At 61.1% G+C, this 25809-nt stretch carries 19 protein-coding genes and 6 pseudogenes; 13 read left to right on the forward strand and 12 right to left on the reverse strand.

Features of this window, described 5'->3' with window-relative positions; translation table 11 throughout:
- The first annotated feature begins 87 nt into the window (after nt 1-87).
- The 6 genes and pseudogenes from P0D96_RS44075 (at nt 88) to P0D96_RS44100 (ending at nt 6156) form a co-directional block, all read left to right on the forward strand.
- Nucleotides 88-1242, forward strand: coding sequence for an ATP-grasp domain-containing protein (locus P0D96_RS44075; RefSeq protein WP_408320314.1), 1155 nt, complete (start codon nt 88-90; stop codon nt 1240-1242).
- The gene (gene serC, locus P0D96_RS44080; protein ID WP_408260313.1) at nt 1239-2333 is read left to right on the forward strand and encodes a 3-phosphoserine/phosphohydroxythreonine transaminase; all 1095 of its coding nucleotides are present in this window, start codon (nt 1239-1241) and stop codon (nt 2331-2333) included. The genes P0D96_RS44075 and serC overlap by 4 nt, the downstream gene beginning before the upstream one ends.
- A 477-nt stretch (nt 2334-2810) precedes the next feature.
- A complete protein-coding gene (locus P0D96_RS44085) occupies nt 2811-3488 on the forward strand; it encodes a heavy metal response regulator transcription factor (RefSeq protein ID WP_408320316.1) in 678 nt (225 codons plus the stop codon).
- Nucleotides 3488-3817, forward strand: a pseudogene (locus tag P0D96_RS44090) (heavy metal sensor histidine kinase); the annotation flags it as partial. The gene P0D96_RS44085 and the pseudogene P0D96_RS44090, both read left to right, overlap by 1 nt.
- Before the next feature lie 67 nt (nt 3818-3884).
- Nucleotides 3885-4193: an ATP-binding protein gene (locus P0D96_RS44095; protein ID WP_408320318.1), complete on the forward strand. Its 309-nt coding sequence runs from the start codon at nt 3885-3887 to the stop codon at nt 4191-4193.
- A gap of 37 nt (nt 4194-4230) precedes the next feature.
- Nucleotides 4231-6156, forward strand: coding sequence for an efflux RND transporter permease subunit (locus tag P0D96_RS44100; protein WP_408320320.1), 1926 nt, complete (start codon nt 4231-4233; stop codon nt 6154-6156).
- Between the two features lie 778 nt (nt 6157-6934).
- On the opposite strand, the gene P0D96_RS44105 is transcribed toward P0D96_RS44100, so the two are convergent.
- Both P0D96_RS44105 and P0D96_RS44110 read right to left on the reverse strand, forming a co-directional pair.
- The gene (locus P0D96_RS44105) at nt 6935-7603 is read right to left on the reverse strand and encodes a GntR family transcriptional regulator (RefSeq protein ID WP_408180539.1); all 669 of its coding nucleotides are present in this window, start codon (nt 7601-7603) and stop codon (nt 6935-6937) included.
- A gap of 16 nt (nt 7604-7619) precedes the next feature.
- Nucleotides 7620-8621, reverse strand: coding sequence for an asparaginase (locus tag P0D96_RS44110; RefSeq protein WP_408320322.1), 1002 nt, complete (start codon nt 8619-8621; stop codon nt 7620-7622).
- Nucleotides 8622-8803: 182 nt separating this feature from the next.
- On the opposite strand from P0D96_RS44110, the gene P0D96_RS44115 reads away from it, so the two are divergent.
- Nucleotides 8804-10147, forward strand: a complete 1344-nt coding sequence (locus P0D96_RS44115; protein ID WP_408320324.1) for an MFS transporter — start codon at nt 8804-8806, stop codon at nt 10145-10147.
- A gap of 76 nt (nt 10148-10223) precedes the next feature.
- On the opposite strand, the gene P0D96_RS44120 is transcribed toward P0D96_RS44115, so the two are convergent.
- A complete protein-coding gene (locus P0D96_RS44120; protein WP_408320326.1) occupies nt 10224-10559 on the reverse strand; it encodes a hypothetical protein in 336 nt (111 codons plus the stop codon).
- Nucleotides 10560-10755: 196 nt separating this feature from the next.
- Between P0D96_RS44120 and P0D96_RS44125 the strand changes: the two are divergent.
- A pseudogene (locus P0D96_RS44125) lies at nt 10756-11225 on the forward strand (DDE-type integrase/transposase/recombinase); the annotation flags it as partial.
- 170 nt (nt 11226-11395) lie between these two features.
- On the opposite strand, the pseudogene P0D96_RS44130 reads toward P0D96_RS44125, so the two are convergent.
- From P0D96_RS44130 to P0D96_RS44140, 3 genes and pseudogenes are all read right to left on the reverse strand, one after another.
- A pseudogene (locus P0D96_RS44130) lies at nt 11396-11621 on the reverse strand (transposase); the annotation flags it as partial.
- 77 nt (nt 11622-11698) lie between these two features.
- Entirely contained in the window at nt 11699-13042 is a 1344-nt protein-coding gene (hemA, locus tag P0D96_RS44135) for a glutamyl-tRNA reductase (protein ID WP_408320328.1), read from the reverse strand.
- A gap of 181 nt (nt 13043-13223) precedes the next feature.
- Nucleotides 13224-13643: pseudogene (locus P0D96_RS44140) on the reverse strand (IS30 family transposase); the annotation flags it as partial.
- A 715-nt stretch (nt 13644-14358) separates the two neighbouring features.
- Here P0D96_RS44140 and P0D96_RS44145 point away from each other — a divergent pair.
- The 4 genes and pseudogenes from P0D96_RS44145 (at nt 14359) to P0D96_RS44160 (ending at nt 18872) form a co-directional block, all read left to right on the forward strand.
- Nucleotides 14359-15837 (forward strand): catalase, encoded by a 1479-nt coding sequence (locus P0D96_RS44145; RefSeq protein ID WP_408320344.1) that lies wholly within the window; start codon nt 14359-14361, stop codon nt 15835-15837.
- A 90-nt stretch (nt 15838-15927) separates the two neighbouring features.
- On the forward strand, nt 15928-16545 hold the full coding sequence (locus tag P0D96_RS44150) for an ankyrin repeat domain-containing protein (RefSeq protein WP_408320330.1): 618 nt from the start codon (nt 15928-15930) through the stop codon (nt 16543-16545).
- A 98-nt stretch (nt 16546-16643) separates the two neighbouring features.
- Nucleotides 16644-17321, forward strand: a complete 678-nt coding sequence (locus P0D96_RS44155; RefSeq protein ID WP_408261409.1) for a heavy metal response regulator transcription factor — start codon at nt 16644-16646, stop codon at nt 17319-17321.
- A pseudogene (locus P0D96_RS44160) lies at nt 17321-18872 on the forward strand (heavy metal sensor histidine kinase). The gene P0D96_RS44155 and the pseudogene P0D96_RS44160 overlap by 1 nt, the downstream one beginning before the upstream one ends.
- A gap of 28 nt (nt 18873-18900) precedes the next feature.
- Here P0D96_RS44160 and tnpC read toward each other — a convergent pair.
- From tnpC to P0D96_RS44175, 3 genes are all read right to left on the reverse strand, one after another.
- On the reverse strand, nt 18901-20457 hold the full coding sequence (gene tnpC, locus P0D96_RS44165) for an IS66 family transposase (RefSeq protein WP_408320332.1): 1557 nt from the start codon (nt 20455-20457) through the stop codon (nt 18901-18903).
- Between the two features lie 67 nt (nt 20458-20524).
- Complete coding sequence (gene tnpB / locus P0D96_RS44170; RefSeq protein ID WP_408320334.1) at nt 20525-20860, reverse strand: IS66 family insertion sequence element accessory protein TnpB; 336 nt, start codon at nt 20858-20860, stop codon at nt 20525-20527.
- A 230-nt stretch (nt 20861-21090) separates the two neighbouring features.
- The gene (locus P0D96_RS44175) at nt 21091-21417 is read right to left on the reverse strand and encodes a transposase (RefSeq protein ID WP_408320336.1); all 327 of its coding nucleotides are present in this window, start codon (nt 21415-21417) and stop codon (nt 21091-21093) included.
- On the opposite strand from P0D96_RS44175, the pseudogene P0D96_RS44180 reads away from it, so the two are divergent.
- Nucleotides 21306-22674 (forward strand): annotated as a pseudogene (locus tag P0D96_RS44180) (IS3 family transposase). The gene P0D96_RS44175 and the pseudogene P0D96_RS44180 sit on opposite strands and share 112 nt — an antisense overlap.
- 85 nt (nt 22675-22759) lie before the next feature.
- Here P0D96_RS44180 and P0D96_RS44185 read toward each other — a convergent pair.
- The 3 genes from P0D96_RS44185 to P0D96_RS44195 form a co-directional block, all read right to left on the reverse strand.
- Complete coding sequence (locus tag P0D96_RS44185; RefSeq protein WP_408320338.1) at nt 22760-24352, reverse strand: efflux transporter outer membrane subunit; 1593 nt, start codon at nt 24350-24352, stop codon at nt 22760-22762.
- 27 nt (nt 24353-24379) lie between these two features.
- Nucleotides 24380-25591 carry an efflux RND transporter periplasmic adaptor subunit gene (locus P0D96_RS44190; protein WP_408320340.1) on the reverse strand — a complete coding sequence of 404 codons (1212 nt, stop codon included), beginning with the start codon at nt 25589-25591 and terminating at the stop codon, nt 24380-24382.
- 19 nt (nt 25592-25610) lie between these two features.
- On the reverse strand, nt 25611-25809 hold a 199-nt coding region (locus tag P0D96_RS44195; protein WP_408320342.1), incomplete at its 5' end, for an efflux RND transporter permease subunit.

Here is a 25809-nt window from a genome sequence, read left to right on the forward strand (position 1 = left end):
TGATGCACCCGTCAGGCCTATCAATCACTGGGCCTGAGCGTATTGTTAAGAGCGGCAACCGCCGGCAACGATCTGACGCCAATCGGCTTGAGTCTGCTCGAGTACGCGCAGCACCATGACGATCCAGACGCACTACTCGATCTCTCGCTGGTGTTGGAGATGAAATACGAAAAGCAGGCCGCGCTTGCCGTTCAGCAGCAGGCATTGCAGATGCGCCGACTGTACCGGATCAGAAAGGCCAGCACCGAAAATCCATCGCTGAAGTTGCTCGTGCTGAAAGCGCCCGGCGACCTGATGGCGAATACGCCGTTCGAGTGCCTTCTTGAACACGCCGACCTGCAGATCGACGTGCTTTATGTCGACGGACACACCGCGCAGGAACGCGGTTTGCCGGAGCACGACGTCGTCCTGGTGGCGGCGTGCGCGCTGGATGAAAACGCTGCAGCTCTCGCCCAGATCGCCGCGTGGTTGCGCACGACAAAGAAGCGCGTGCTCAACCCGCCCGAAGGCATCGCGCATACGACGCGGGATGCGGCCTACGCGCTGCTGGGAGGCGTCCCGGGCATCTGTATGGCGCCAACGACACGCGTTTCGCGCGCTCAAATTCTGGATCTGCTCGCAGGTCGATCCGACAACCTCTTCATGCTGGACGCGAACTATCCGCTCATCATCCGGCAGGTCGGATCGCATGCCGGCGACGGTTTAGAATGCGTTTCGTCCGCCGCGGAACTTGCCGACTACGTGGATCGTTCGGCTGTTGCCGAGTTTTACATCGCACCCTTCATCGATTACGGCAGTTCAGACGGTCTGTTCCGAAAATACCGGATCGTGATGGTCGGTATGACGCCCTTTTTGTGTCATATGGGCATTTCGGCGCACTGGATAGTTCACTACCCATACGCGGAGATGATCGCGCATCCCGAGCGTCGGGGTGAAGAGGAACGTCTAATGAGCAATTTTGACACGACCTTTGCGGTGCGCCATCGTGAAGCTTTGCGCGCTATAGTCGAACTGACCAGTCTGGACTACGTCGGATTTGACTGCGCCGAAACAGAGGACGGCAGGCTGCTCATTTTCGAAATAGCGACAGGTATGGTCGTGCACGATATGGATGACGCGGCCTTCTTTCCGTACAAACTTCCGCAGATGCGCCGCGTGTTCAGTGCATTTCATCAAATGCTGGTCGCTGCAGGCACGGTGCGGACTACCAACACCATCAAACAAGAATGTCGATCAGAATGAATTCCAATGTTTTGAATTTTTCAGGTGGTCCTGGCGCGCTGCCCGAAACGGTTCTGGATCAGACTCGTACTGCCATCGTCGCTTTGCCGGAGACGGGTATTTCCGTGCTCGGTATGAGTCACCGTTCGGACTGGTTCCGTTCGATCTTGACCGAAGCGGAAATGAACCTGCGGGACCTGCTCGGACTCTCGGATGAATACGCCATCACGTTCCTGCAGGGCGGCAGCAGTCTGCAATTCGCCACGATTCCGATGAACTTTGCGACGCCTGCGTATGCGCCGCCCGAGTATGTGACGTCTGGCTATTGGAGTGGCAGGGCAACCGCCGAGGCCGCGAAGGTAGCGCCCAGAAAAGTCGCATGGGACGGCCGCGAAACGGGCTATCGACAACTTCCGGAACTTCAGGATCTGGATATCAATCCGTCGGCCGCATATTTGCACTACGTGTCTAATGAGACGGTTGAGGGCCTGCAGTTTCCGCTCCTGGAGAATGCAGCGAGCGTCCCGCTCATCGCGGACATGTCCTCGGACTTTTTGTCGAGACCGTTTCGGTCAGATCAGTACGCGGTGATGTACGCGCATGCCCAGAAGAACCTGGGTCCGGCCGGCGTGACAGTAGCGGTAATTCGGCGCGAGCTGCTTGAGCGGATTCCGGACGGGCTGCCGGCTATTCTGGATTTTCGCACGCATATTTCTCACGGTTCGAATTTCAATACGCCGCCCGTGTTCGCGATCTATGTGCTGAACCTGGTGTCGCGCTGGCTGCGCAGTGAAGTTGGTGGGCTGGAAACCATGCAAGCGATCAACGTACGAAAGGCGCAGTGTCTCTATGGCGCGCTCGACGCAATGCAAGGTGCGGTCTCCATTCATGCGGCGCCTCGCTGGCGGTCGCAGATGAACGTCGCATTCACGTTCGGTGATGCCCGGCTCGACGATGCGTTCGTCGCCGTGGCGAATGAACGAGGCATGGTCGGTCTCGAAGGACATCGTTCGATCGGTGGGTTGAGAGCGTCGCTGTACAACGCGGTGACGGAAAATGCCGTAGAAAGTCTCGCAGACGCGTTGCTGGAGTTCGCTCGGCGTCGGGCCTGAGCGCAAGCGAGGTAATGGTTCGCGGTGATTCGCGGGAGTTGCCGCTTCGAAAACCAGCTCCCACTTAGCGTCAGCCGCCTGCTCATGGCGCCCGCACGAGGACAGCCAGCCACGGCGGACGGGGCATGCCAGCAGCAGGCGATATGCAGGCCGCGCGTGAACGAGGAGCCCGCCGGTCCCAAAATGGCACGATCAGCACGTACGCCGGCCATGCGGCACCAACTGCGCCCACCATGTCGAATCGGGACGCGCAGGGCGAGGGGAGCGGGCTCGGGCTGGCAGTTGTTTCGCGGATTACACAGCGGCATCAAGTCGGACTTTCGCTGCGCAATAATGTTGGCCATCGTGGCCTGCAGATTTGGGTTTTGGCCTTGCTGCGTGTGAGGTCGAGATTCAGCCGCGACTTTACCGGGTCGGGATCACGATGCGCCGCGCTTGCCGGTATGATTTAGAAGTCAACGCAACGTGGAGCTGCAAATGCGAATCCTGGTGATCGAGGACGAGCTGAAAACGGCGGCCTATCTCAAGACAGGTCTGGAAGAATCCGGCTATGCGGTCGACGTGGCGAACGACGGCGCACAAGGGCTGATCCTCGCCCTGGAAGAAGAGTACGACGTGATCGTGCTCGACGTGATGTTGCACGGCATGGACGGCTGGACCATCGTCAAGACCTTGCGTGCCACGCGCACCACGCCGGTGCTGTTCCTCACCGCGCGCGACGACGTCGACGACCGCGTGCGCGGCCTCGAACTCGGCGCGGACGATTACCTCGTCAAGCCCTTTGCCTTCGTCGAATTGCTGGCGCGCGTGCGCACGTTGGCGCGCCGCGGCCCGCCACGCGAAAGCGAACTGATCAAGGTGGGCGATCTGGAAATGGATGTTAATCGCCGGCGCGTGAAGCGCGGTGATACGCGCATCGATCTCACGCCGCGCGAATTCTCGCTGCTGCAACTGCTCGCGCGCCGTCAGGGTGAAGTGCTGAGCCGCACGCAGATTGCGTCGTATGTATGGGATATGAATTTCGACAGTGACACGAATGTGGTCGAAGTCGCGATCCGCCGCCTGCGCACCAAGATCGACGACAACTTTCCCGTCAAGCTGATTCACACCGTGCGCGGCGTGGGCTATGTGCTCGAACTGAAGGACACCGCCTGATGCGTGGCCGCTCGCTTGCCGCGGCGCTTGCGCTGGCGTTCGGCGCCACCACGCTGGCGGTTTTCGTGCTCGTCGGCAGTTTCCTGTATCTTGCGCTCGAAAAACAGATCAGGGAGCAGGACAATCTCGACATCGTGCTTGCCGCGCGCCACGCACGGCGGCTCGCCGAAGAGCTGGACTCGGTGCAGGGCATTCGCCAGCACCGTGACCGGCTGACCAGCATCGTGCTCGGCAACGAAGCCATGTCGACGGAAGGGTTCGATCCCGACGGCACACGGGCGATCGAACACAACATCGCCGGCGCGCTTGCCGTGCCGGATGCGGCGAGCGGCCCGCGACCGCGCGATATCGCGCAACGGCCGCAGCGCGGCACGAATCAGCAGGTAGCCGAGCAGCATGGCCAAGCGCCACGCCGGCCATGTTGAGCTGGTCGCGATAACGGGCCAGCAGGAGCCAGCGGTCGCTTATGTTGCGCGCCACCAGCACGCTCGCCGTGTCGCCGTCACGCAGCCGCGCGTCCGTGAGAATGCCGCGGATCGGCGCGCCGTCGCGGCCGGTCCAGTCTTGTCGCAAGGGTCCACCGGATCGACGGGGCTTGGGCTCGCCATCGTGCGCACGATCATGGAACTGCATGGCGGGTCGGTGCATGCGCAGAGCGATGCGCGCAGCACGCGGTTTGTGCTGCTCTTCCCGCGGGTCAGGTAAGGGTGTGCAACGGGGTTACACAGACCCCGCGGCGCACTTGCCGTCGCCGCCCCACGATGCGATCGTCGTGATCGAGAACGTGATGCGACATATCGAAGAAGGTGTGCCGCGCATGAAAGCCGCACTGCTCGGCGCAATGGAACTACGCTTTACGATCATCTCGATGACGATCTCTCTGATCGCGGTGTTCATTCCGATTCTGCTGATGGGCGGCATTGGCGGGCGGCTGTTCCGTGAATTCGCAATGACCGTGAGCGCGGCGATCGTGATGTCCGCGCTGGTTTCGCTGACCGTCACGCCGATGCTGTGCGGTTGGTTGATCCGTTTGCCCAACCCGGATAGCAATGGCCGCATGCGCAAGCTCGAAGCGCGGCTCGAGCGGGGCTTTATCGCGGTGGAGGGGCGATACGAGCGCGGGCTCGATTGGGTCTTGAACCGTCCGAAACTGATGCTCGGCATGACGATTGCGACGATCGTTGCGACCGGCGCATTGTTCGCGATACCGAAGGGTTTCTTTCCGCAGGGAGACTCAGGGCTCATCATGGGCGTCGCGCAAGCCTCGCCGGATATCTCGCCGCGCGCGATGTCGCAGAAGATGCTGCAACTCGGTCATATCATCCAAGCCGATCCCTCCGTAGAGAACGTCTACTACCGGATGGGCCCAAATCCGACGGTGAGCCAGGGGCGCGTGATGATCAACCTGAAGGCGTTCAGTCAGCGCGAGGACAGTGCGGCTCTGGTGCTCAATCGTCTCAAACCGCAGTTGGCGAAGGTGATGGGCATTTCGTTGTCGATGCAGGTCCGTCAGGATATTCAGGTCGGCGGACGTGTCAGCGCCGCGCAGTATCAGTACACGCTTCAGGATCCGGACATCAATGAGCTGAATCATTGGGCAGGTGTGCTGACCAGCAAGCTCTCGAAGCTGCCGCAACTTGTCGACGTCACGTCCGACCAGCAGGCCGCCGCCACCAGCGCAACGCTCGTGATCGACCGCAGCACTGTGTCGCGCTTCGGCATTACCGCGCAGGCCATCGACGACACGGTCTACGACGCGTTCGGCCAACGACAGATCGCGACACTGTTCACGCAACTGAACCAGTACCATGTTGTCGAGGAAGTCGTTCCCAGCTTCCAGTTGACCACCGGCGCGCTGACTCACCTCTACGTGCGCTCCCCGCAGACGAACGAACTGGTGCCGCTCAGCACGCTGGCGACGATAGAAAACAACGTGTCACCGATTTCCGTGAATCACCAGGGGCTGTTCCCGTCCGTGACGATCTCATTCAACCTGGCGCCGGGAGAATCGCTCGGCAACGCGGTAACGACGATTCACCAGGCTGAGGTCGCGGCCGGCAAGCCCGATAGTTTGACGGATTCATTTCAGGGCACGGCGCAGGCGTTTCAGGCGTCGCTCGCAAGCGAACCTTATCTGATTGCCGCGGCCCTCGTTGTGGTGTATCTGATTCTCGGCATTCTGTACGAAAGCGCGATTCACCCGCTCACCATCATTTCGACACTACCGTCGGCCGGCGTCGGTGCGTTGCTCCCCTTGATGCTGTGCGGCCAGGATTTATCGATCATGGGGATGATCGGCATCATTCTGCTGATCGGCATCGTCAAGAAGAACGCGATCATGATGATCGACTTCGCGCTCGTGGCCGAGCGCGAACACGGTTTGTCGCCACGCGAAGCGATTCGCCAGGCCGGCGTACTGCGCTTTCGGCCAATCATGATGACGACGCTCGCCGCGCTCTTTGGTGCGCTTCCGCTCGCCCTCGGTCACGGCGCGGGGGCGGAACTGCGAGTACCGCCTGGGATTGCGATCGTAGGTGGTCTGATCGTTTCGCAGATGCTGATGCTGTTTACAACGCCGGTGGTGCATCTGTGGTTCGACCGTCTGTCACATTGGCTGGCAAAGCAGAGTGCGCAAGGTACTGTGACCGAACGTGAATCGGTAGGCTGAGCGCGCGGCTTAGCTCAGTCATCCTCCCGTCAGCCTGTGCGCTACGGATCCAGCAAGACCGCCGCCGGTCCCGCGCGACGGTTCCACTCCCTTCGATTCAGCGAGGCGTGCTCAGGCCGCCTTGGCTGCCGCCTCCCTAGCGAGCAGGCGTTGCGCCTGCTGGTCGCCCTTTCCTGCTTCCTGAGCGGTTTGCACCGAGGTCTCGGCGGCTTCCGCCATCAATGCACGCGCCGCGTTGCTGATACTGACCGAGTACGACGACGTGCTCGTGCTGGCGCTCGCCCGAAGCCGACGAAGCGGTTGAACTCGTACTCGACGACGGTGCAGCCGCAGAAGAAGCCGGATCCGACGAAGCTGAAGCTTGTGCGGCGCTTTGACCAACTGGCTGAATGGACATCTCGATCTCCCGACAAAAAGGTGTGGACTGCGGTCTGTCTATCGGCCTCGATATGTAAGGCTTGAGAAGTTTATTTTCGAGTTTCTGCCAGTTCTTAAGTATCGCTTAAGGCTTGTGTCGAGACACGACCCGTGACGCGAACGGCGAGTTTGCGCCAAGCGCTCGTTTCCAACCCTTCACCGAAAATGTTCTCGCAATATCTGCCCGCGGGACTGACACGTGCCAAGCTTGACTGAGTTGCACCCCGCACAACAAGTACAGCGATGGTCGCCTTCATTTGTAGCGTCAGACGACCCTGCCAGCGGGGCATGCACATGGGGAGCTAGACCCAAGAGAGGAGCTAAGTCAAGCCCCTCGGGTTCAGCGAGCACCACGTCAATATCACCCGGCGTCGACACGGATGGCGCGCTCGATGATGCGCAGGGTCATCTCGAGATGTGAGTGATTCAGCCGCACCGCCGACGCAAGATCGCGGGCGCGAAAGTGACTGAGGATCTGCTCATGCTCTTCGTTGCTTTGTTCGATGGCCTGGTTACTGTATAGCAGCGAGAGGGCAATATACGGCATGGCGGCGGCACGCAATCCTTCAAGGATGTGGGCGAGCCGGCTGCTTGCCTGCGGCGCCCAGAACACTGAATGGAACTCCTGGTTCAGGCGTGTCCACTCGTCGACCTCCGTGGTCGCGCACATGCGCGCGTGCACGCTGGCCGCATGCTCGAGTGGAGCATCGTCCAGCAGCGCGAGCGTGCGCTCAATCAGCAGCGGCTCCAGCACCATGCGCAGGCGATAGATTTCCCGCGCATCGTCAAGGGTGAGGCCGCGCACCACGGCGCCACGGTGGGCGTCGAAAACAATCAGCCCTTCCGTGACGAGGTCGCGCAGTGCTTCGCGCACCGGTGTCGTGCTGACGCCCAGCCAACTGGCAATTTCCTCCTGGCGTAGACGTTTGCCCTCGCTCATGCGTCCCATGAGAATTTCCGCGCGCAAGGCTTCGAGAACGTACTGGTGGGCGGTACGTGGTCGTTTCTTTTCTTGCGGACTGGGCGTCATCACGTTTCTCGGCGGGTTAGAGGTTGCGCATTCTACCGAAACTGGCGAATGCCTTACGAATCTCCTCGGTGGCGCTGCCGGCCGCCAGCAGTGCCCACAACAATAGGCGAGCCTTGCGCGGGCCGAGCCAGCCGGCAAGGATCGCGCCGCGTCGGCGCAGGTCGATCTCGGACCCTTCGAAACCGTAGGTGCGCTCAGTGGTGCTGCCCGCACCGGTGCGGCTGGCAATAACCACCGGATACGCGGGCGCCAGCGTGCCGATGCGTTTTGCCATCGCAAACGACACGTGGCCGACGCCGAACGCGGCGATGACACTGCCCTGATATCCGGCCTTCACGGCGAGATCCAGCAACTCACCGTCGTCGCCGAGGCAGCTTTCCAGCAACGCGACGCGCATGCCCGCATCGCGCGGTTGGGCGAGTGTCGTGCGCTGGCCGGGCGGATGAAAATAATGCGGACTGCCCTCGACCATCGCCCCGGCCGGGCCGGCAACGGGCGAAGTAAAGGCATCGACCGCCAGCGCGTGGGTCTTTTGCACCCAACGGGCAGCATGGATCGTGTCGTTCATCACCGCCAGCACACCGCGTGTGCGGCTTCCGGCGTCCGCCGCGACCGTCACCGCCGCGCGCAGATTAGCCGGGCCGTCGGCACTCACAGCCTCCGCAGCGCGCATGGCGCCGGTCAGTACCAGCGGCTGCGGGTGAGGCCAGTACAAATCCAGTAGAAAGGCGCTTTCTTCGAGCGTGTCGGTGCCTTGGGTCACGACGACCCCTGCCGCGCCTTGGGCGACCTGCTCGTCAGCCCATCGCAAAACTTCGAGCAGATCGTCGAACGACAGCGACGGACTGGGCAATTGCCGCAACGTCTGAGCTTCGAGCTGGGCGACGGCGCCCAGGTTGGGAATGGCATCGAGCAACTGCTGCGCGGAAAGCTTGGGCATGACGCCGTCCGACTGGACGTCAGGCGCCATGCAAATGGTTCCGCCGAGGGCGGCAACGGCAACGCGAGGAAGTGCCACGGATACTCCTTTGTTAACGAAAATCAGGATGAGTATTGGTTCTGCATTGTGTATTTTATAAAATATATAATACTATGCCCCACTTGGGACGGCTGACTTTCGTGGCAACCACAGACGCGGGACAGCCAATCCCGACCCACCCGGTCGGATGCATCCGACAACTCAAAAAGACTGGAAACGCAATGCCACCATCCGCTGCGAATACACGCTTTCGCTACACCATCTTCATGCTCATGGTGTTGATCACGATAATCAACTATATCGACCGTGGGGCGCTGTCCTATGCTGCCAGTTTTGTCACACGCGAATATGGGCTCGACAAGCAGTCGTGGGGCGCGGTGCTGGGGTACTTTGGCTACGGCTACATGTTTGGCGCATTGGTGGGCGGCGTGCTGGCCGACCGCCTGGGCCCGCGCCGCGTTTGGATCGTCGCCGGGGTCGCCTGGTCGATTTTCGAGATGGCCACCGCTTACGCTGGCGACCTGGGACTTGCGCTCATGGGCGGCTCGGCACTGGCCGGCTTCGCGTTCATGCGCGTATTGTTCGGCTTTGCCGAAGGGCCTGTGTATTCCACGATCAACAAGACGATGTCCGCCTGGGCCACCCGGAAAGAGCGGGGCTTTGCGATTTCCATCGGCTTGCTGAGTACGCCTCTGGGCGCGCTGCTGACTGCACCGGTTTCCGTGGGGTTGCTGATGCTGACAGGCAGCTGGCGCACGATGTTCATCGTCCTCGGTGTGGCTTGCCTGATTGCGCTTGTGGTGTTCATGCGGGTGTTTACCGATCGCCCGGACAATAATCCACGGGTTGGCGCCGCAGAACTTGCCGCCATCCACGAGGGCCGGTCGGTGGCAGCGACCGCAGCCGATACGAATGCCGCTTACCCGTGGTGGGCCTTTTTCACCAGCCGGACGCTGGTCCTTAATAGCGTGGGTTACTTCGCGTTTCAATATGTCAACTTCATGCTGTTGACGTGGACGCCGAAATATTTGCAGGATGAGTTCCATTTCAACCTCTCGTCGCTGTGGTACCTCGGCATGATTCCCTGGGTCGGCGCCTGCTTTACCGTGCTGATGGGCGGTCGCCTGTCCGACTGGCTGCTCAAGCGCACCGGCAAGCTGACGATTGCCCGGAGCCGTTTCGCCGCGACCTCGCTGCTGTTGACGACGCTTTGTTTCCTGCTGATTTCGCGGGCGAGCAACCCGGTGACCGTCATCGCCCTGATGGCGTTGGGCAACGCGCTGAATTCACTGCCCAACTCCGTGTTCTGGGCCGTGATCATCGATACCTCGCCGCAGCAGCGTACCGGCACGTATAGCGGAATTACCGCCTTTCTTGTCAACACCGGCGCGGTGCTGGCACCCACGTTGTCGGGCTATCTGTCGGCCCGCTACGGTTACGCTTCGATGTTCCTGGCCACGGGGGCAGTGACAGCCACCGGCATGCTTGCGATGCTGCTGGTGCGTCCCGGCGTCGGACCCAAGCCGCGCGCCACGGTTTCGATCCCGAGCCAAACGGCCGTCTGATCACGAAAGGCGGCATCGCCCGTGGGATGCCGCCGGGAAGGTCAGGCAGGTGCATCCATATCGGACACCTGCTCCATCATTGACCCACTGTCCGCCGTCCTTCGCGCTCGACAAACGTACCTGACGGCGCGGTCAACGCCCACCAGCGCTGCGTGTCCGGGTCGGCGGCCATCGATCGCGGCCAAGTCGGCCTCGAAATCGTCGCCGTGATACTCCGAGTAGCCGAACAACAGGTTCTCCGGATCGCGCAGGAAGATCGAATATCCATATACATCGCATGGATGCGTCCCTCCAGTTCAGCTGCCTTGTCGCCCAGTTCGCGTAAGTGCTCAACAAATAACTGAATCAAGGTTCGGAACGGTTCGCAAAGCTCATGCTCGCGATTTGACAGAGCTTCGATAGCCTTGTTCAAGAACCTGCCGGGTGCCGGCGCGCAACTCGCCCCACGCCTGCTGGCTGCCTTCGGTGAGCAACGGGAACGGTTCAGGAGTGCTGATGAAAGACGCGCACGCCGTACAACGAGACTGTGTACCTCGACGCGCTCAGGAAACGCGGTTCGCGCCTTCTGGGCAAGCTTGGCGCTTAGGTCAAGACCGTGGCCTGCTCTGCCTTACCTGTTGTGGCGCGCCGTCGGTCAACAGGTGGGTGCCGAACTCGATATCTTGCTACAGAAGCGCCGCGACAAGGCTGCAGCGAAGCGGTTTTTCAAGCGCGTGCTTGCCTCGTATACTGAGGCACCGCGCAAGATCGTGACCGACCAGTTGCGCAGCTATCCGGCGGCGAAAACGGAGATTACTGCGCTGGCTCACGTCAAACATGTCTTCGTTAAAGCGAGCGCGCGGATCAATAACCGCGCCGAAAACAGTCATCAGCCGTCGCGCGAACGCGAGCGACGCATGCGTAGCTTCCGCGATCCTGAACACACGCAGGCATTCTTATCGAACTTCGGTCCGATCCGCAGCACTTCGCGCTCAAGCAACACCTGCTACGCGCCTCGCTCTATCGCAAACAGCTCGCCGCACGCTTCGCCGCCTGGCATCGTTTCACTGAGGCCACCCAAGATCCGTCCACTTTCTGAGCAAGCGCGTGTCCTCTCCGACATTGCGTCGCGAACACTTTAACGTGACAGCGCCGTCGGTACAGCCGTTTCTCCCGTTGCGTCGTCCTTCGCATGGCTCCGTCGTTACGATGGCAACACCTTCGCACCGCGCCTACGTGCGTTCAAGACGGGATGCGCTGGCGGATACCCAGATTGAACCGGTGAAGGACAAAGTGGAGGCGCAGCATGCGCTCCTGACCAATCGGCGGCCGGCGGTTGCCGCGCTTCGGGTAATGCGGCTCGACCACCACGCACAACTTAGCCCATGGCGTAAATGCGTTCATCATGTCGAGAAACTCGTCGCGCCGCGTGCGTTTGCGATGTGTCTCGAATCGCGCGCCTTTTCGGCTGCATCGCCAGCGTCTGCTGCTTCATACCCATTCCGCCCTCTTCATCAATTCCACCCTATAACGCGCAAAGTAGCTTAGCGGTGAACCTTAATCAGCGTTGCCCTAACGTCCCGACGGGCCCAAGTGATGGTAAAAGCCAGAGAACAGGTCGACAAGCTTGTCCCGGTCGTCCGCGAGGGCGTGGGTGAGCGCATTCGTCGGACCGTGAATGAACTTGTTGGTGAGCGCCTGCGAAAGCGCTTCGAGCACCACGGCGGGGTCGTCGCCGCGTGCGAGCATCTTCTGCGCGCGCTCGAGCTCGACGCGTCGCAACGTGTCGGCCTGCGTATGCATATGACGAATAACCGGTACGACGCTGCGCTGCTCGAGCCACCGCATAAACCCTTGAACGCGTGTCTCGATGATCGCTTCGGCCTGGGCGACCGCGGCCTGCCGCGTCGCGGCGCCTTCGCGCACGATCTCGGCGAGATCGTCTACCGTGTACAGATAGACGTCGCCGAGCTGCTCGACTTCCTGCTCGATATCGCGCGGCACCGCAAGGTCGAGCATAAGCATCGGCCGGTGTTTGCGCGCCTTGATTGCGCGTTCAACTGCGCCGAGGCCGATGAGCGGCAACGAGGACGCAGTGCACGAGACCACAATGTCGAATTCGTGCAGCCGCCCGGGCAGATCAACAAGCGCGATCGCCTGACCGCCCACGCGTTTGGCGAGGGAGCTGCCTCGCTCAGGGGTGCGGTTCGCGATTACCAGCTCGCGCGGCGTGCGCGCCGCAAAATGGGTGGCGCACAGCCCGATCATCTCGCCCGCACCGATGAACAGTACGCGCTGGCTTGAGATCTCATCGAAAATCCGCTGTGCCAGCCGCACCGCGGCTGCTGCCATCGATACCGAATGCGCGCCAATCTCAGTCTGGTCGCGCACCTCCTTGGCGACCGAGAAGGTGCGCTGGAACATCTGGTTCAGATAAGTGCCCATCGCGCCGGCTTCAGAAGCGGCGCGCACCGCGTTTTTCATCTGGCCGAGAATCTGCGTTTCACCGAGAGCCATCGAGTCGAGGCCCGACGCGACGCGCATCGCATGACGTACCGCCTCCGATTGCGGCAGCGTGTAGACATGCGGCACGAACTCGTCGACGGCAATTCCGTGATACGCGGACAGCCATGCTATTGCGTGCTCGGGCGCGGCACGGTCATCGGTCGCGCAATAGATTTCGGTGCGATTGCATGTTGAGAGGATAGCCGCCTCGGACAGCGCATTGCCGCTGGATGCTAGCCGTTCAACTGGCTCCGGGGTATGCGCTGCGCTGAGACGAGCGCTATCCCGCCGCAGCCACGCGGCTTTCAACGTCTGCAGAGCGGGCCGAATCTGTTCAAGCGGGAATGCCAGGCGTTCACGCAAGGCAACCGGCGCGGTGTGGTGATTGATTCCAATCGAGAGCAGGTTCATGTCAGGACAGTCAGTCAGCAGAATGGCTGATCAAGATGCTACGGTATGCGACACACAACTGCCAATGACTTGTCTTCATTGATCCAATAGATGCGGCAAGTCCCGCGCGATAAAGCGAAGCTCGTTGCAGGCGCCGCTTGATGGCGAGGTGCCCGCATTCAACTGGTCGTCGCACAGTGTCTTATGCACGTGATGATAGATGCTCGCGGAGTTTTTGGGCGGGAGTTTTCCATCCGGGAGTTTTGCGAGGCCCGTTATTGAGCGCGTTTGCGACCGCGGCGAGCTGGTCGGCACCGTAGCGCGTCAGGTCCGTTCCCTTAGGGAAGTACTGGCGCAGGAGGCCGTTCGTGTTTTCGTTGGTGCACCGTTGCCACGGACCGCGAGGCTCGCAGAAGTAGATTTGCATGCCCGTGTCTATCCGCAGTTGGGTATGCTGTGCCATCTCTGCACCCCGGTCCCACGTCAGCGACCTGCGCAAGTGTGGCGGCAGCGGCAGCATCATGGCAGCGATTGCCGCCCTGACAGCGTCAGCCCCGTGACCGGCTAGCGCTGGTCCATTTTTCTCTCGAGCCGTTCCGTGTTCAGCCATGCGGGGAAGGTGTTAATTTCCGTTATCGCTGCCCTTGGCATCGCTACATTGGTCCAGCGTTTGCAGAACATGCGTATCAGGTGAATGACGCGCAGTCGAACTCGGCTGCATATGGGGCGCTTCGAATGGCTCCTACTCGTCGGGAATGACCTGTAAGACGCGCGCTGAAGTTAGCGCGGAACTGATTCAGGCGCAGAAGAACAGAATCCATCCCTTTGAGCAAGATTGATATCCTCCGAGCCAGAAAACCATCCAGCGCAATCGCGACCTCTACCGAGCGACACATTAGCCCATAGGTAGCACCCTTCACGAAGGTGGTTCGTCTATCGTATCGTCGACGGCCGTTGGAACGCTCCGCTTGCTAGCAACAACAACCGATTGCTGCGCATGCCACTCCCGACAGGAGCGCTGCTGCGTCGGGCTCTTCGTCTGGACGTTGCTTCGGTAGCGAAGGACCATCCCCTTCGGCCCCGCACGATTGAGCGAAACAGGTTGAAATGAGTGCTGCCAAGCCTTTCATCGCTGCAAGATCTGTCTCGCGTGCGCATTCCTAAGGCATGCCTATCGCGTTCATTAGGAATGGCGATTGGACCGCTCAAAGGCATCGACATAGCATGCACCGCTCGGTTGGCGATGTCTTGAGTAGTAATTGATCCTAGGAAACAATATGCAACTTGCAACTAAAGCTTTTAAAAGAACGATTCTGTCCGTTGTCTTGAGCGCCACGATGTTGCCGCCGGTCTTTGCAGCCGACCTGACCCGCGACAATGGGTCTCCCGTTGGAGACAATCAGAATTCGGAAACAGCGGGTCCTGAGGGTCCCGTGCTATTGCAGGATTCGCATCTGGTCGAAAAGCTGCAACGTTTTGATCGCGAGCGTATTCCCGAACGTGTCGTGCATGCGCGGGGCACAGGCGCCTTCGGCGAATTCGTTTCAAGCGCCGATCTATCCGGCCTGACAACAGCGCAGGTTTTTTCGCCGGGCAGTAAAACGCCAGTATTCGTGCGGTTTTCAACGGTGATGGGCTACCGCGGATCACCTGAACAAGCACGCGATCCCCGTGGTTTCGCTATCAAGTTCTACACCGGGCAAGGCAATTGGGACATGGTCGGCATTAACTGGCCGATCTTCTTCATCCGCGACGCGATCAAGTTCCCTGACTTCGTCCACGCCAACAAACCCAGCGCGGTCACTGGCGTCCAGGATGCCAATCTGGCGTTTGATTTCTTCGCGCATACGCCCGAGGCGACGAATATGCTCACGCATCTTTATAGCGACGAGGGCATGCCCGATTCTTACAGGCACATGGACGGATTTGGCGTACATGCTTTCAAGTTCGTGAATGCGAATGGCGAGGTGCACTACGTCAAGTTCCACTGGGTCAGCGACCAGGGCAAGAAGGACTTGCGTCCCGGTGAAATCGCCGGATCTATTGGCGCGGACTGGAACCTGATGACCAACGATCTCTACGGCTCGATCCGTAAGGGCGATTTCCCGAAGTGGGATCTGTATATCCAGGTTCTTAAGCCGTCCGATCTGAACAGGTTCTCTTACGATGCGCTTGACGACACCAAGGAATGGCTCGGCGTACCTGAGCGCAAGGTCGGCACATTGACGCTGAACCGCGTGCCCGACAACTACTTCGAGTGCACCGAAGAGTCCGCGTTCGCGCCGTCCCGACTCGTTCCTGGCATTGAACCGTCGGAAGACCGGATGCTCCAGGGCCGTCTGTTTGCGTACGCCGATACGCAAATGTACCGCTTGGGTGCGAACTACAATTCGCTTCCGATCAACCGGCCGCTGGTTGACGTCCACAGCAACAATCAGGACGGGAAAATGAACGCGGGCGGTCGTACCGGCGACGTCAACTATGAGCCGTCGGGGATTAGCGAGCTAAGCCAGAACCAGAAATACAAGTACGTGCTGACGCCATTGTCCGGAACAACGCAGCAGATCGCGATTCACAAGAAGCAGAACTTCCGGCAAGCGGGTCAGTATTACGAAAGTCTTACCGAGCAAGGCAAGGGCGATCTCGTCACCGCGCTGTCCGGCGACTTGAGCCATGTCACGAATGAAGACAACAAATACACGATGCTGTCTTACTTCAACAAGGCCGATCCCGACCTGGGCGCCCGCCTGATTCGGGCGCTGAACGCGGACGGCTCGAAGGTGAAGACCATGTCGGCGAAGCTGTCCGATGAGTGATTTCAAGCGCACCTGATACGCCTTTAGTCGCCACTGTAACAAGAGGCACGCCGCTAATCCGACGTGCCTCGTCTCACGGAAACACGTTGCATGAAGCAGCGTAAAAACTTTGGTTTTGCATGGGCTTCCATCGCTGGCGTGGCTTCATGTGCCATGTTGTTGGCCGGATGCGCATCGGAAGTCACCGTCCCGCAACTGGAAACAAACAGGCGAGTCGAAGCGCATCAATACGACAGCGAATGGTTTAACGCTGCACGAGAAGGACGATGGGACATTCTCGATGCTTTGCTCAAGGCGGGTTACCCCATCGAAAGCGCCAATTCGAGCGGCTACACAGCGCTGATTCTTGCCGCCTACGACAATCATCCGGATACGGTCGACAAGCTGATGGCCGCCGGCGCGAATGCGTGCGCAGCGGACCACAATGGCAACACGGCTTTGATGGGCGTCATTTACAAAGGTCAGCTCGACATTGCAAGGACGCTCCTGCAAACGCACTGCGACGTTAACGCAACCAATAACGCGGGCGAAACCGCGCTTGCTTTCGCCGCACTGTTTGGACGCTTTAGCCTGTTCGATGACCTGATCGCACATGGCGCGGACCCGGATCATGAGGACGCGCGGGGAAACACTGCGCTTGCGACCGTTCGGGCGCAAGGCAATACGGCGGCAATGGAAGCACTTAGGAAAGTCGGTGCGACGCACTGACGTGTACCGACCGCTGCACTGAGACGGTACCGGACCGTGATCACGACGCGCCGCGCTTGCCGGTATGGTTTAGAGATCAATGCAACGAGGAGCGTCAAATGCGAATCCTGGTCATCGAGGACGAGCTGAAAACAGCGGCCTATCTGAGAAAAGGTCTGGAGGAATCCGGCTACGCGGTCGACGTCGCCAACGACGGCCCGCAAGGCCTGATCCTCGCGCAGGAAGAAGAGTACGACGTCATCGTGCTCGACGTGATGTTGCCCGGCATGGACGGCTGGACCATCGTCAAGACACTGCGCAACACGCGGACCACCCCCGCGATGTTCCTCACCGCCCGCGACGACGTCGACGATCGCGTCCGCGGTCTGGAACTCGGCGCGGACGACTATCTGGTCAAGCCCTTTGCGTTCGTGGAATTGCTGGCGCGCGTGCGAACGCTGGCGCGTCGCGGGCCGCCGCGCGAAAGCGAACCGAGCAAGGTCGGCGATCTCGAAATGGACGTCAATCGCCGGCGTGTCAAGCGCGGCGGTATCCGTATCGATCTCACGCCGCGCGAGTTTTCGCTGCTGCAACTGCTCGCGCGCCGCCAGGGCGAGGTGCTGAGCCGCACGCAGATCACCTCTTATGTGTGGGACATGAACTTCGATAGCGACACCAACGTCGATGAAGTGGCGATTCGCCGGCTGCGCACCAAGATCGACGACAACTTCCCCGTCAAGCTGATTCATACCGTGCGCGGCGTCGGCTATGTGCTCGAAGTGACGGACGCGGGCTGATGCGCGGCCGCTCGCTGGCCGCCACGCTGGCCATTGCATTCGGCGTCACCACGCTGGCGGTTTTCGTGCTGGTCCGCGGTTATCTCTACCTCGCGCTCGAACGGCAGATCAAGACACAGGACAACCTCGATATCGTGCTCGCCGCTCGCCATGCTCGCCGTCTCGCTCAGGAGCTGGATACCGCGAAAGATATTCGCGAGCACAGCGACCGTCTCACCAGCATCGTGCTTGGCAATGAAGCGATGTCGATGGAAGTTTTCGGCCCGGACGGCAACCAGGTGATCGAACACAACGCCGCGGCGACCTTCGCGGCGCCTCACAAGGCAAATGAGGCAGGCGCGGCAAGCGTAACGAGCGCAACAAGCGCAACAGGCGCAACACGCGCGACGGGCGGGACAGGCGCGACAAGCGGCGCCCTGATCATCGCCGTGCTACCGCCGCTCAAACGCATTCCGGCTTCGGCACGCATTACCGAGGCGGATGTCTGCGAGTTGACGGGCCGCGATGGCGCGCCGATCCGCGGCATCCTGGCAGACGTGCGGTTACGCGACGGCGAAGCGGCCAGCGTACTGGTGGCGCGCAACATGAGCGACTGCTGGCTTTTGCTGGACCGTTACCGTGACGAACTCAAGTGGGCCGGTGTCGCCGGTGTCCTGCTTGCAATCGTGCTGAGTTATCTGCTGATCCGCGCCGCGCTGAGGCCGCTGCGCGATATCGCGGCGAGCGCGAGCCTCGTGACGGTTAACCGGTTGCATACGCGCATCGAGGCCGCGCGCGTGCCGAGCGAACTCAATGCGCTGGTGAGCGCATTGAATGCGATGTTCGAGCGCGTCGAACTGGGCTTTCAGCGTTTGTCGCGTTTTACCGCCGACCTCGCTCACGACATGCGTACCCCGCTGGCAATATGCGTGGCGCGGCGGAAGTCGCGCTCGCCCGGCCGCGCTCCGCCGACGAATACGAAACGCTTCTCGCATCGAACCTGGAGGAGTGCGATCGCCTGTCGCGCATGATCGAAAGCGTCCTGTTTCTGGCTCGCGCTGAACATCCGCAGTTCGTCAAACGCATGCGCGAGTTCGACACCGCTCATGAGTTGACGCACATCGCCGACTACTTCGAAGGCATCGCCGAAGAAGCGCATGTCACGGTGCGCGTGAGCGGCGCGGCGTCCCTGACCGCGGACCTCGAACTGTTCCGCCGCGCTGTCAGCAACCTGCTTGCCAACGCGATCCGCTATACGCCGCGCGGCGGCGAGATCGTGCTCGGCGCCGACGCATCCGCCGGCGATGTGCGCATCACCGTGTCGAACCCGGGGCAGCCCATCGCGGCCGAGCATCTCGAGCGGATCTTCGACCGTTTCTACCGCATCGATCCGTCGCGCAGCACGTTGCCTTCCGCGGGTTTGTCCCAAGCCTTCAAGGGACGACGGGACTTGGTCTTGCCATCGTGCGCACCGTCATGGAATTGCATGGCGGAACCGTGCGCGCGGAAAGCGACGTGCACGGCACGCGCTTCATTCTCACGTTCCGGCGGACTGCGGTAAGCGCCCGGTGATCCCAGGGGTTCGGCAGTCGACGTCAGCCTACTGTTGGAGCTGAGGCTGCCAGAGGTGGGGCAGCAACTCGTCAAGCCGGCTGGCGGGCTGCGTAGGGAGCCGCGTCAGGATGTCTTTCAGATAGGCATATGGATCATGCCCATTAAGCTTGGCCGACTGGATGAGACTCATCACTGCAGCTGATCGCTTGCCTGCTCGCGCGGAACCCGCGAAGAGCCAGTTCCCTCTGCTGACGGCAATCGGCCTTATTTGGTTCTCGCACCAATTGTTATCGATGGGAAGCTGCGGATCGTCGAGGTATCGGGTGAGCGCTGCCCACCGCCGCAGACTGTAGTCGAGCGCCTTCGCTATGGACGAACCTTCGTTCACGCGTGCACGCTGCAGAACCATCCAGGCGTGCAGTGCTTCGGCGACGGGACGGGCGCATCGTTGGCGAAGTTCCAATCGATTCTCGGAGGAGAGATCACGCGCGTCGCGCTCGACATCGTACAGCTGGCTGATGTAGCGCAAGGCATCTTCGGCAATCTGGCTTCGACTGGCAACATGCAAGTCGTAGAACTTACGGCGCGCGTGGGCAAGGCAACCAACCTCGGTCACGCCCTGGGTAAACAGCTGCTTATAACCTGCGAAGTCATCGCACACCAATTGGCCGCGCCATGGAGCGAGGAAGGCGCGCGCATGTTCGCCCGCGCGGCTCTCGGCGAAGTCGTAGACAACCGCCTTCATCGGTTCGAATGCCCCCGGGCAATAAGTCCAGAGATAAGCGCGGTGCGTCTTCCCCTTTCCCGGACTGAGCATCGAAATCGGTGTCTCGTCGGCGTGCAACACGCGATGCTTCAGGATCTTCTCTTTCAGCGCGTCTACTAACGGCTGCAGTTGAACACCACACATGCCCACCCATTGGCCCAGCGTCGATCGGGGAATGGCCAGGCCGGCACGCGCGAAGATGCGTTCTTGTCTGTACAGCGGAAGGTGATCGCCGTGTTTCGAAACAAGCACGTGAGCCAGCAAGCCCGCCGTCGGAATGCCCTTATCGATGACGTGCGCCGGCACCGGTGCCTGAGTTAGGGTTTCGCAGTGTGCGCACACCCATTTGCCACGAACATGACGCTCGACGGTGAACACGCCCGGCGTGTAATCGAGCTTCTCGCTGACATCCTCGCCGATGCGCTTGAGCTCACAGCCACAGCCGCAGAGGGTCGACTCGGGCTCGTGATGAACATTGACACGCGGAAGATTCGCCGGAAGCGGCGCCCGTCGCGGTTTGTTCGGCACGTCTTTCGTCTTCGGCTCGGTGGACAGCCTCTCCAACTCGAGTTCTATGGCTGCCAAATCGCTGTCGATGGTCTCATCGAGCAAGCTTTGCTGCTCGTGACTGAGCTTCTCGCTTCGGGCGGCAAACTTCCAGCGCTTAAGTACGGCCATCTCGTGCGTGAGTTGCGCGAGCTTCGCGTCGCTGAATCGTAGTGCTGCTTCCGTGCGATCGACGATGTGTTGTTTCGCCTGGACTTCGGACATCAATTCCAGGGCGAGTGCACGCAGTTCGTCTGCGCTCATGTCCTGGAGTTGTGTCCTATCGATCATGACCAATAGTGTGCCAAAGGCCGTACGACAAGGGTATTGGCACACGCACCGATTGCCGCAGACCGGCTCACACCACACGAATCACGCCGTCTTGACCAATGCGTTGCCACGGCAATCCGAGCAGGAGTCCGGCCAGTTGCTCCTGCGTGATCGCCCGACGCGTATCGGTACCGGGCTGCGGCCAGACGAACTGTCCCTGGTTCAGCCGTCGTGCTGCCAGCCAGATTCCGATTCCGTCGTGTACGAGCACCTTCATGCGGTTGGCCCGACGGTTGGTGAAGAGATAGGCGTGGTTCGGATGCGCCGCATCAAACACGGCGACCACGCGCGCGAGTACCGTATCGAAACCCGCTCGCATGTCCAGCGGGTTAACCGCGAGCCACGCCTCGTCGATGCGGATCATTTCAGCCACTCGCGTAACCACGCTGCGCATTGGGCCGCGTCTGATGTCGGCCAACTGACCGTGATTGATTGTTGGCCGCGCTGCACCTCGACGCGAATTTCCCTTTGATGATCATTCGCGTCGCTCAGTTGAAGTGGGACGAAAGCAGGTGATATGGGCGCCGCCGCTGACGGCTTCATTGCCACGACGTCACTGCCCGTCGTCGTTGCGCCGCTCTCGGCTTTCTCCAATCAACGCCGCAGCAAGTTGGCGTTCAGTTTATGCATCAACGCGATCGCGGCAACCGACACGCCTGGTCCTTGGCAGGCTGCTACTACTTCCGCTTTGAATTCATTCGTGTATCGCCGCCGTTTGCGACGCCCCGAGGGTGCATCTTGGTCAATAGTGTTCACGTGTCCACCTATTCGTGAACTGCCCCCTAAAAGTTGGACGGTTTTTTGGGGGAATTTTTGTGAAATACAGCGAGAAGACAAAGCTGTCTGCGACGAAGGACTATTGCTCCGGGCATGATGGTTTGAAAAGGGTTGCCGAACGGCACCGTGTGGATGTCTCGTCACTTCGCAGGTGGATTGCGGCGTATCAGGCGCATGGCGAAGAAGGTCTGCAAAGAAGAACGAGCTGTGCGCGCTACAGCGTGAAGTTCAAACGTGCGGTTGTGAAACGGATGCGGAAGGAAGGCCTTTCATTCCGTCAGGTCGCAGCACTCTCTAACGTTCGCAATTTCAACATCATTGGGGTGTGGGAGCAGCAGTATGATGACGGCAGTTTGGCCGAGGGACGCTCACGGCCCGCAACTTCAACTGTCAGAATGCCAAAAAAACCGATATCGAAAAAGAAGCCGGCTGCGGATGCGGACCGCAGCCACGAGGATCTGCTGGCCGAAGTGAAGCATCTGCGCATGGAGAGCGAATATCTAAAAAAGCTCAACGCCTTGGTTCAAGCGAATGCGAAAGCAGCGCGGCAGAAAAAGCGCAAATCGTGCTTGAGCTAAGGCAGCGTTATCCGCTCGCAGATCTCCTTAAGGTGGCCGGTTTGGCCCGCAGCACTTTCTATTACCAGCAGAAGGTACTGCAGGCCGGGGACAAATATGCGAGCTTGAAGGACCGCATCCGTGCGCTCTTTGAGCAGCACAAGGGCCGCTATGGGTATCGTCGAATCACGGCAGCTGTTCGGAGCCAGGGCGACAGAATCAACCACAAAACGATACAGCGTCTTATGGGCCAGTTGTCCCTGAAGTCGTGCATTCGACCAAAGAAGTATAAGTCGTTCAAAGGGAACGTCGGCAAGATAGCTCCCAACGTGCTGAAGCGAAAATTTGAAGCGTCACGTCCCAACCAGAAGTGGGTGACAGATGTGACCGAGTTTAACGTCGGTGGCCAGAAGCTCTATCTTTCTCCGGTCCTCGACCTCTACAACGGCGAAATCATTGCCTACGAGATGGCACGACGCCCGCTATTCGACATGGTCAACACGATGCTGAACAAAGCCTTCGCGAAGCTGGGGCCACGTGACAAGCCGATCCTGCATTCGGATCAAGGCTGGCAGTACCAGATGCCTGTCTATAGCCGTCGGCTGAAACAGCGGAAAATCAAACAAAGCATGTCGCGCAAAGGCAATTGCCTCGATAACGCTACGATGGAGAGCTTCTTCGGAACGCTCAAGTCCGAATTCTTTACCTGAACAGGTTTCGCAACCTCGACGAGCTGCAAGCCGGCATCAAAGACTACATACACTATTACAACCACGATCGAATCAAGCTAAGATTGCGAGGACTGAGCCCAGTCCAATACAGAATGAAATATAAGCAGCACTAACGTCAACGTGTCCAACGTTCCGGGGTCGGTTCATCGTTAAGTGGACACGATGCTCCCAAGGCTGCTACGTCGATTCAAGATGCCATCACCGGCCGCTTACGGACTGCGTAACAGAGCGCATTTCGGACTGCACGTCGGACTGCCCCACGGGCCGCATCGCACGCTTGCCGGCAACCGGGTCAATGCCGACTTCAGCGCCGGGCTTCGCGGCAACCGCCGCAGCCGCCACATCAGCCGCCGTTGCGTTCGCGCCAACGTCATGCCACGTGCCGCCCAACGCCTTCATCAACAACACGCTCGACTCCAGCCGGCGCGCGGCAATCTGATCCGCGGTGCGCTCGTTTGTCAACGCGATCGTCTGCGCGGTCACCACGTCGAGATAGCTGACCGCGCCCGCGTTGTAACGATTGGTGGTGAGGCGCAGCGACAGGTCCGCGGCCGTGGTGGCGCGCTGCTGGCTGGCGGCTTCGTCCGCGAGCGAATTCAGCGCCGAGAGGTTGTCCTCGACCTGCTGGAACGCCACCAGCACCGACTGCCGGTAATCGGCGACCGTGCCGTCGTATTGCGCGGTCGCGCCGTGCAGCGTGGCGCTGCGCTGGCCGCCGTCGAACAGCGTGCCGACGAGTTGCGAGCCGATTGACCAGAACAGGCTCGGCGCGCTCAGCCACGGCGCGAAGAAGGTGCTTTCTAGCCCCGCACTCGCCGACAACATCAGATCGGGGAAGAACGCCGCATGCGCCACGCCGATCTGTGCATTCGCTGCCGCCACGCGCCGTTCGGCAGCGGCGATATCGGGCCGCCGTTCGAGCAGCTGCGAGGGCACGCCGACCGGAATGGCCGGGGGCGCCACTGCCGAGCCGTTCGGCGGCAGGGTAAAGGTCGAAGCCGGTTCGCCGATCAGGGTCGCGATCGCGTGCTGCATCTGCGCGCGGGTCACGTCGATGTCGGTGTCCTGCGTGCGTGTCGCTTCGAGCTGCGTAGTGGCCTGAGCGACCGCGGAGGCGTCGATCGCGCCGTTCGTCAGCTGCTGCTGGAGCAGATTCAATGCATTGGCGTAGGCCTGCACGCTGTCGTCGAGCAGCTTTTTCTGCGTATCCAGGGAGCGGAGCGCGAAATAGTCGACGGCGAGATCTGCGCTCGTCGACAGACGGACCGCTTCGAGGTCCGCCGCGCTGGCGTCCGCATCGGCTTGCGCACCCGTGACGCCGTCGCGTACCCGGCCGAACAGATCAGGCTCCCAGCTCGCCGACACGCCCGCCGAATAGTCGGGCACGGTCTTGCCCGCGAGCGAGCGTCCCTGGACGTTCTGCGAGGTCCGCGTGCGATTCTGGGCGGCGCCGGCGGTGATGGTCGGGAAGAATCCCGCGTGCTGATAGTCGACCATCGAGCGCGCCTGCTGGACTTGCGCGACGGCCTTGCGGACGGTCTGGTTCGAGACGTCGACGCGCGCTTCGAGCTGGTCGAGCACGGGATCGCCGAAGATCGCCCACCAGGGCCCGCGCGGCGCGGCGTCCGAGGGCGCCGCCTGTGCCCAGCCGGGCGTGGCGCCCGCGAATTGCGAGGGCACGTCGGCAGTGGGCCGCTGGTAAGCCGGGAGCGTCGAGCAGGCGGCAAGCGCGCCGGTCAGCGCCACGGCCAGCGAGCGCCGCAGCAAAGGGCAAGTAAAGATAAAGGGCATGGCAAACATCCTTACGATGACGGGCGCTCAGTTATGCGTGGCCGGTGCGATCTGGACGGCTTGTCCCGCATTCAGCGAATCGCCCGGGCTGTCGATCACGCGATCCGTGGCCGCCAGCCCCGTGGTGATTTCCACATGTGTGCCGAAATCGCGGCCGATGTGCACGGTCTTCAGCGCCACCTTGCCGTTGCCGTCGACCACCGCGACCGTCACGCCATCCGGGCGAAACAGCAGTGCGCTGACCGGCAAATCGAGCGCGGGCGTCGACGATCGCAACGCCAGATGCACCTGTACATAGGCACCCGGCATCAACGCCCCGTCCTTGTTGTCGACGTCCACCTCGACGCGCAAAGTGCGGCTCGCCGGATTGATCGAGCCGGTGCTGCGCGCCACCCGCCCGGCAATGTGACGGCCGGGATACTGCTGGGCAGTCAGATAGACGCTGGTGTCCGGCGTGACATACGGCGCGTCGTTCTGCGGTACGTCCACGAAGACCCGCAGCACGCCGGTCTGCTGGATATGAAACAGCTCGCCCGACATGCCGGCGGTGCCGGGCGTGCCGCCCGCCGTCACCAGCGCGCCCACATCGACGTGGCGGGCGGTGATCACGCCGTCGAACGGCGCGGTGATTTTTTCGTATGAGACCAGTTCGGCCAGATGCGCGACGTTCGCCTGCGCGGACGCCAGCATCGCGCGGCGCGCTGCCATGTCGCTCGTTTTCGTATCGGCGTCCTGCTGCGCGACCGACTGCGTTTTCAGCATGTCCTGCCAGCGCTGCGCGGTGGTCTTCGCATAGTCGTAGTTGGCCTGCGCGGTGCTTTCGTCGGCGCGGGCCTGGCGCAGTTGCGCGTCGAGGTCGGGGGCGTCGATCGTCGCGAGCGTCTGGCCGCTTTTGACCTGGGCGCCGATGTCGCTCGTCCAGTGCGCCAGATAGCCGCTCGTGCGCGCGTAGATCGACGCTTCCGCGAACGGCGTGACCGCGCCGGGCAACAGCAACTCATTCGAGGACGGCGCGGCGCGCGGCGTGAGCACCGATACGCTGAGCGCGCTTTGCGCCTGGGTCTGTTGCGTCAGTGCGGCGCTCGCGGAGACACGCGGCAGGATGCCGGCGAGCAGCAAGGCGGCCGCAAGGCCGGTCAGGGCGAGTGGCCACAGACGCCGGCGCGGTGTCGATCTCGCGGCGGCGGGCGATTGCGCTGCGCGATCGTCGAGTTCGGGCGGAAGAGATGAATCGTTCATGGGGAGGCTCTCGTCGGAATCAATGGGTGCGGGCGGCAAGGTCGGCTTCCTGGGCGCTCTGGCGGGTGGCGCGTCGTCTGTCTAGCCACGCATGCACCATCCCGTAGACGACGGGGACGAACAGCAAGGTCGACACCGTGCCGAGCGCGAGGCCGCCGATCACGGCGCGGCCGAGCGGCGCGTTCTGTTCGCCGCCGTCGCCGAGGCCGAGCGCCATT

The sequence above is a fragment of the Paraburkholderia sp. RL17-347-BIC-D genome (genome assembly GCF_046027915.1).
Classification (GTDB): Bacteria; Pseudomonadota; Gammaproteobacteria; order Burkholderiales; family Burkholderiaceae; genus Paraburkholderia.